Source organism: Bacillus paramycoides (assembly GCF_001884235.1).
GTDB classification, from domain to species: Bacteria; Bacillota; Bacilli; order Bacillales; family Bacillaceae_G; genus Bacillus_A; species Bacillus_A paramycoides.
The window spans coordinates 183263-190969 of record NZ_MAOI01000015.1; the positions used below are offsets into that span (position 1 = coordinate 183263).

At 35.9% G+C, this 7707-nt stretch carries 5 protein-coding genes; 4 read left to right on the forward strand and 1 reads right to left on the reverse strand.

Translation table 11 applies throughout. From position 1 onward, the window contains the following. The first annotated feature begins 480 nt into the window (after positions 1–480). The 4 genes from BAU28_RS02360 (at position 481) to BAU28_RS02375 (ending at position 3921) form a co-directional block, all read left to right on the forward strand. On the forward strand, positions 481–1383 hold the full coding sequence (locus tag BAU28_RS02360) for a phosphate ABC transporter substrate-binding protein PstS family protein (RefSeq protein ID WP_025149864.1): 903 nt from the start codon (positions 481–483) through the stop codon (positions 1381–1383). 71 nt (positions 1384–1454) lie between these two features. Beyond that, a complete protein-coding gene (pstC, locus tag BAU28_RS02365; protein ID WP_025149865.1) occupies positions 1455–2345 on the forward strand; it encodes a phosphate ABC transporter permease subunit PstC in 891 nt (296 codons plus the stop codon). A 2-nt stretch (positions 2346–2347) separates the two neighbouring features. Further along, positions 2348–3268, forward strand: coding sequence for a phosphate ABC transporter permease PstA (gene pstA, locus BAU28_RS02370; RefSeq protein ID WP_071717610.1), 921 nt, complete (start codon positions 2348–2350; stop codon positions 3266–3268). A 128-nt stretch (positions 3269–3396) separates the two neighbouring features. Continuing rightward, positions 3397–3921, forward strand: a complete 525-nt coding sequence (locus tag BAU28_RS02375; protein ID WP_048370837.1) for a P-loop nucleotide/nucleoside kinase family protein — start codon at positions 3397–3399, stop codon at positions 3919–3921. A 49-nt stretch (positions 3922–3970) separates the two neighbouring features. On the opposite strand, the gene BAU28_RS02380 is transcribed toward BAU28_RS02375, so the two are convergent. Then, on the reverse strand, positions 3971–7015 hold the full coding sequence (locus tag BAU28_RS02380) for an efflux RND transporter permease subunit (protein WP_071717611.1): 3045 nt from the start codon (positions 7013–7015) through the stop codon (positions 3971–3973). Positions 7016–7707: the final 692 nt, after the last annotated feature.

The window sequence follows — 7707 nt, forward strand, 5'->3', positions numbered from 1 at the left end:
TTAAGTTTAAAAAGTTTCCCTAGGTAAACTTTTTGCTACTAATATAGTAGACTACATTGGATGATGCTGTCAATTAGTACTTTAAAAATATTCATTTATTTTTAGAATTGTTCCAATTTATTTGATTGTACCGAAAAATATTACTGAAATTCTTCTTAATGTAAATAAGGTAAGAGCGTAAAAGTTAAAAAATATAGGGGGATTGTAAATATATTTTTAACTTAAAGGGCAAAATAAAGAAAAATATTTACATTGGCTTTACATTGTTAAGAATAAATTTACAATACTGCGTGGTTAGTGTGGGTTTTGTTGGCTTTTTTAACTGTAAATGTTGGAATGTCTAGCTTTTGCGGGATGTTATCTCTATTTACTTAAACTTAAAAATTGCTTAACACTCACATAATATTGTTGTCCTACAATGAATTTGTGTTCGAAAGAAGATGAATTCGAAAAGTGATAATCCAAATGGGGGTACAAGACATGGTTATGAAAAAGGGTATTAAATTTTCTTTAGCGGCTTTAGTTGTTGCAGGTGCATTAGTTGGATGTGGAAAAGCAGAAAGTACGGATAATAAGGAAGCTGCTAAAGGAAACGATAATGCAAAACAAGAATTATCAGGTACGATTGCAGCGGCTGGCTCTACAGCTCTTCAACCTCTTGCGGAGGAAGCTGGAAAGAAATTCATGGAGAAAAATTCAAAAGTTTCTATTCAAGTTCAAGGTGGCGGTAGTGGAACAGGGATTAACCAAGTAGCGTCTGGTGCAGTACAAATTGGTAATTCGGATGTTCCGGCTTCAGATAAAATAAAAGATGCTGAAAAAGCGAAAGAATTAGTAGATAACAAGGTAGCGGGTATCGCATTCGCACTTGTCGTAAATAAAGATGTAAAAGTTGATAACTTAACAGTAAAACAAGTGCAAGATATCTTCACTGGAAAAGTAACGAACTGGAAAGAGTTAGGCGGGAAAGATGAAAAAATCAACGTAATTAATCGTCCAGCTTCATCTGGTACACGTGCTACATTTGAAAAAACAGTTATGAAAGATGCGAAAATTAATGATGGAACTGGTACTACACAAGATTCTAATGGTGCAGTAGAGCAAGCGATTAACTCTACTCCAGGTTCAATCAGCTATTTAGCAATGTCTTACATGGTTGGCGATAAAAAAGGTGCATTGCAAACTGTGAAAATTGATGGTGCTGAACCGAAAGTTGAAAACATCTCTGCTGGTAAATATCCATTCTGGTCTTACGAGTACATGGTAACTAAAGGTGAGGCAAAAGAAGCGACAAAAGCATACATTGACTATGTAAAAGGTAAAGATTTCGAAAAACAAGTAGAAGATATGGGTTACATTCCGATGTCTAAATTAAATAAGTAATAAAATTTTATGGGGCTGGCTGCAAGGCCAGTCCTGTTCATTTCAATCTATGAAGTGGGGTCTGTCCTGTGATGAAGGGGAAAAAACAAATTAATTACGTAAAGAGTGAATATATAGGAAGAACACTCGTTACGTTTTGTGGTATCTTTATTGTTTTTGTTACATTAGCTATTATTGCGTTTATTTGCGGCAAAGGAATTCAATCTTTCACGCAAAGTGGTATCTCATTATCTGAGGTGTTAACTTCGACAAAATGGAATCCAAATGCTGATCAAGGTACGTATGGTGCTGTCATCTTTATTGTTGGTTCGACGCTTGTGTCGTTAGGTGCTGTTGTTATTAGTGCGCCAATTGCTATAGCTCTTGCTATATTCATGAATTTAATTTCGCCAAAGTTTGGGAATAAAGTATTAAAGCCTGTTTTAGAATTATTAGTTGGTATTCCGTCAGTTGTGTACGGATTATTAGGGGTTACGATTTTAATTCCTTTATTACGTGATTCGTTTGGGGGAGTGGGCTTTAGTTTAATTGCTGGTATTATCGTCCTAAGTATTATGATTTTACCTACTATTGCTAGTATCGCCTCTGATGCAATACGTTCTGTTCCGTTTGATTACTTGGAAGCTTCTTACGGTCTAGGATCGACGAAATGGCAAGCGATTAGCCGAGTTATTGTTCCTGCTGCAAAACAAGGGATTTTAACAGGTATTGTTTTAGGGTTAGCGCGTGCTTTTGGTGAAGCGTTAGCGGTTCAAATGGTAATCGGGAACACGATTAAATTACCGGAAGGAATATATAGTCCAACAGCAACGTTAACGGGTATTCTAACAATGGATATGACGAATACATTGAACGGAACAGCTTGGAACAATGCGCTATGGACATTAGCGATGATTTTACTTGTTATTTCATTCCTGTTTATTTTAGTAATTCGAGCGATTGGTCAAAGAGGTGAGCGATAATAATGAATGCAAGAACGGTAAATAAAGTTTGGACGGGTATCTTTTATGCGGTTGCAGCTTTAGTTGTAGCTTTGCTAGTGTTCTTAGTGTTTGAAATTCTGCAAAAGGGATGGGGATTTTGGGATCCTAATTTCTTGTTTGGAGAACCAAGTAATACAAGAGCTGGTGGTGGAATTGGTCCACAGTTATTCAATTCCTTCTATATGCTTGTTATAACACTTATTATATCTATTCCTCTTGGGTTAGGTGCTGGAATATATTTAGCGGAGTATGCAAAACAAGGGCGTTTTTTAAGTTTTGTTCGTTTGTGTATTGAGACAATGGCGTCGTTACCTTCTATTGTTGTTGGTTTATTCGGTTTGTTAGTGTTCGTTACAATGACAGGCTGGGGATACACAGTAATGGGTGGTGCTCTTGCTTTAACTATTTTAAACTTACCAGGTTTAACACGTGTTTGTGAAAATGCGATTTCAGAAGTTCCTCATAATGTAAAAGAGGCGAGTCTTGGATTAGGTGCAACAAAGTGGCAAACAATCGTTCGTATTATTATTCCGTCTTCACTACCACAAATTATTACAGGGATTATTTTAGCGGCGGGGCGTATATTCGGTGAAGCAGCAGCATTAATTTACACAGCTGGTTTAACATCTCCAATTTTAAATTCAGCAGCGGACTTCTCAAGCCCGGCGCATCCTTTAAATCCATTTAGACCAGCTGAAACGTTAGCGGTTCATATTTGGAAATTGAACTCTGAAGGGATTATCCCGGATGCGAAGTTAATTGCAACAAAATCTGCAGCTGTATTAATTATTATGGTATTACTCTTTAATGTCATTTCTCGTTTCGTAGCATCTGTATTACACAAGCGTTTTACAGGAACGAAAAAAAGTCGTAAAACGACGAAGAAGGTAAAAGCGGCATAGGTTACAAAGAAGAGCTCTCTGTTTATAAGCAGAGGGTTCTTTTTATGTAGAAGGAATGGACGTAACAATTGTTGAATACGTAACTGAGTGCATAGATATTAGGATGCGAGTTAGAGAGGGGTTTATATGTGTTTTTTCTGCAAATGTCAGGGTTTCCTGGATCAGGGAAGTCGACACTTTCTAAGTATATTGCTAAGTTAACAGGTGCTGTTATTGTAGATCATGACGTCGTGAAATCAGCTTTATTAAAATCATTAGCGACAAAAGGTTTCGAATCAACAGTGGTTGGGGGAATCTCCTATGATATTGAGTGGGAACTAATCAATTTTTTGTTGGAGCAAGAGCATAGTGTGATATTAGATAGTCCATGTCTCTATGAAGGGATGGTTAAAAAAGGAATAGATTTATGTCAGAAACATGGTGCTACATATAAATATATTGAATGTTATCTTAATAATATAGAAGAAATTAATCGTAGGTTACAAACACGTGAACGTAAGATTAGTCAAATTACAAAAGTAGAATCAGAAGTAGCATTTAAAAAATGGCTGGATGGCAGTAAAAGGCCTTTAAATGGTGAATATCTTATTGTAGATTCTGGAGAGCCGCTAGAGCAGTATGGTAAAAAAGTGCTGGATTATATCGGTAGGTAGAGGACCAAAAGGCGTTATCTTCATATATTGAAGATAACGCCTTTTGGGTTTAAATATCAGGTGTTTCTGTAGAAGTACTTATTTTTCTGCGGGAGCGTCTTTTTCTCCCGATTTTATCTAATAGTTCATACATAACAGGAACAACGACTAATGTAAGGACGGTTGAAACGGCTAAGCCACCAATTACAACGACGGCTAGACTTTTTGATACCATACTTCCTGCTTGAGATTGCCCGAAGAGAAGTGGTAGCATAGCGACGATTGTTGTTATGGCTGTCATAATAATTGGGCGTAATCGAGTGGAACCAGCTTCTAGTAAAGCTTCTCTTGTTTCCATACCGTTTTCCCGATTTTGTTGAACTCTTTCTATTAATACAATAGCATTTGTAACGACAATCCCGATTAACATTAATGCGCCAATCAATGAATTTACATCAACAGGTGTTCTTGAAATAATTAATCCTAAAATACCGCCGACAGCAGCTAATGGTAAAGAGAATAAAATTGCAAAAGGAGCACGTGCTTGCCCGAATGTGATAACCATAATTAAATATACAATCCCAATTGCAATCCCCATAATTTTAAATAAGTCTGTGAAGTTCTCTTGCATAGATTCAGTAGCACCTGCGATATTTACTTTTGCTCCGTTAGGTAAATCTAAGTCGGTTATCGTCTTGTTTACTTCTGCGCTTACTTTGCTTAAATCTTCACTTGAAGCTTCTGCAGTAATTTGAATCGTTTCTTTCCCATCTTTATGGAAGATTTCCGTTTGAAGTTGTTTTTCTGAAATAGTTGCAACGTCTTTTAAAGGGATTGGCCCATTAATAGGTGATAGTATGTTTGTGTTTAGAATATCTGTTTGCTTGTTAATGGCTGCCTTCTTGTGTTCTATCATAATCGTTGCTTTTTCATTATTAATTGAGATTTCCCCGATAGGTGATTTCTTCATAAGGGATGCTACTTGTTGTGCTGCTAATTCTGGTGTTAAACCTAGTTGTTCGGCCTTTGTTTGATCGATATGAATTTGCCATTCTTTTTTAGATGCTTCTATATTTGTTTTTACCTTAGAGAGAGAGTCCATACTTTTTAGTTTTGTTTCGACGATGTTAGCGGCCTTTTTTAAATTTGTTTCGTTAGTAGCTGTTACGTTAAATTGTAAGTTGTTTCCGCCGCCAGCGTCAGAGTAACTCGTTTTTATATAATCAAGTTCAGCTGGTTCGAAAGCTGTATGTTCTTTTTTTAACTCTTTAATATATTGGTCGATGTCAGATCCTTTTTTAAAGACTACAAATATAGTTGCAAGATTGTTTTTAGTTGTCTGTCCCCATTGTGCATCTTCTGCGCTGGATCCCATTCGTAAAATAACATCTGTTACATCAGGATTAGAGAGTAGTTTCTTTTCGAAATCAAAGGCTTTTTGTTTTTTAGCTTCAGACTCATAATCGGTTGGAAATGTCATGTTGACGGATAGCATTGTATCATCTTCAGACTTTATGTTCGCTTTCGGTAGTAGTATGTAGGCAGCGATTGATCCTGCGAATAATAAAAAAGAAGTAAGTAGAATGATAAATTTATGAGAAAGAGCCCATTTTAATGTAGCGACATATCGTGGTGAAGAACTCGGCTTACGATGCTTTGTTTTTTTGAGTAGTAAAAAAGCCATAAGTGGAACAACTGTTAATGCAACGATTAAGGAAGATAAAATAGAATATACAACTGCTAATACCATAGGTAACATGAGTTTACCGATTACTCCTGATACGAGACCGATAGGTAAAAAAACTGCGACCGTTGTTAAAGTGGAAGAGGTGATTGCGACAGCGACCTCTTTCGTTGCATCAAGAATAATATCTTTAGAGAAGGTTTCTTTTTGTAAACGACGGAAAATGTTCTCGATTACAACGATACTATCATCGACGAGACGTCCCACGGCAACGGCTAAGCCACCAAGAGTTAGAATGTTAAGTGTAATGTTAGATTGGTGGAGTAAAAACAGTGTTAATAAAATAGATAATGGAATACTGACGACAGCTATGAGTGTTGTTCGGAAGCTGCGTAAAAAGATTAAGATTATTAGAGTTGCAGCAATTGCCCCAAGGATTACTTCTTTTCCCATGCTAGTAACAGCATTTTCAACTTGTTCATGAGTTGAAGCTAGAAGTTTAATAGAAAACTGATCTTTATATTGCTTGCTTATATCTTTAATCTTTTTATCAATCTCTTTTCCAATTGCAACCGCGTTTTTACTCGGCTCTTTCATGATGACTAATCCTGTTCCTTCTTCACCGTTTATGTGCGAGATTGTATCGTAATGTTGTTTTAGTTCAACTTGAGCGACATCTTGTAATTTTACTTGAGGTGTAACGTTGATATTTTTAATGTCATTTACATTTTTTATATCCCCGATGACACGAAGATTGTATTCTTCCTTATTAACCGTAATTGCCCCAGCGGGAGTGGAAGTTTCTTTTCCTTGTAAAACTTTTAATACTTGCTCTGATGTTACGTTTTTATCTTTTAGTTGGTTAGGGTCAAGTAAGATGGATAATTCGGAAGTTGACTTTCCGAAATACATGACATTGGCAACACCATCAATACTTTCGAGTTGTGGTACGATTTCTTCCTCGATTTGTTTTTCGTCAGCTTTTGAAAATCCGTTTTGCTTCTGGATGGTAATTTGAGCAAGTGGGATCATAGAAGTGTTTAATTGGCTAACTACAGGCTTAGTTACATCTTTAGGCAATTTAACCGTATTAATTGCTTTTTCAACTTCGCGTGCCGCGTCTTTCATATTTGCCTTGGATGTATATGCGATGTCGATGCGTGATAATCCTTCGTTTGTGGAAGAAGTGATGCCATCGATATGTTCTAAATTACGAAATTGTTTTTCGAGAGGATCAGTTACGTCCTTGGTCATCGTTTCAGCATCGAGTCCTTGAGATAATGTTGTAACAGTTATTGCGGGGTTATCGATGCTGGGTAAAAATTCCATGGGCAATTTAGAACCGGAATAAACGCCGAGTATGGAAATGAGAAAAACCATGATAATGATAGCGGCTCGGTTTTTTAATGAAAATTTTGTTAACCTATCCATAAGATAATTCCTCCATTAGTTTATTTATAGTTTTTTTGGGCACTCCCTTACTATATAACAAAAAATGGATATTTTTCATTAATTAAATGTAAAAAAATTCTAACAATAATCTTAAGTTAATATTTCGAGGGGGATTTCGTTATTTGTGAAGGAAGATTCCTGATTGGTGAGAAAAAGCACTAATTAAAGTTTTGCTTTAGGATAGTTGTTTCGTTTCTTATAACTAACTTATTTTGTTACTTTACGTTTAAATGTGTACTTTTCCATCTTAAGTAGAGTCGTGGTTATTACGAAACTTAAAAGGAAGAGGATTAAAAGTCAGGAACTTATTGTGAAATACCGCTTGGGTGATGGTAGTGTATAGTAACTTGTATACAATTAAAATAATTACTTTAAGTAGAAAGGATAATGGTCCTTTCTATAGAAGAAAGTAGGGAAAGGGAATTTTTTTTGTGTTTTTTATAAAAAGCACTTGTTATTTCAAAATCATGATGGTATATTAATAAACGTCGCTGATGCGGAAACGCAGAAAACGACAAAAAAGAAATTAAAAAACATGGTTGACATCGAAAAATGAAGATGTTAATATGATGAAGTCGCTTCTGAGCGACGGACAAGTTCTTTGAAAACTGAACGAAACAAACAACGTGAAACGTCAATTTTTATTTTTAGATGCTAGACAAACTAACTTT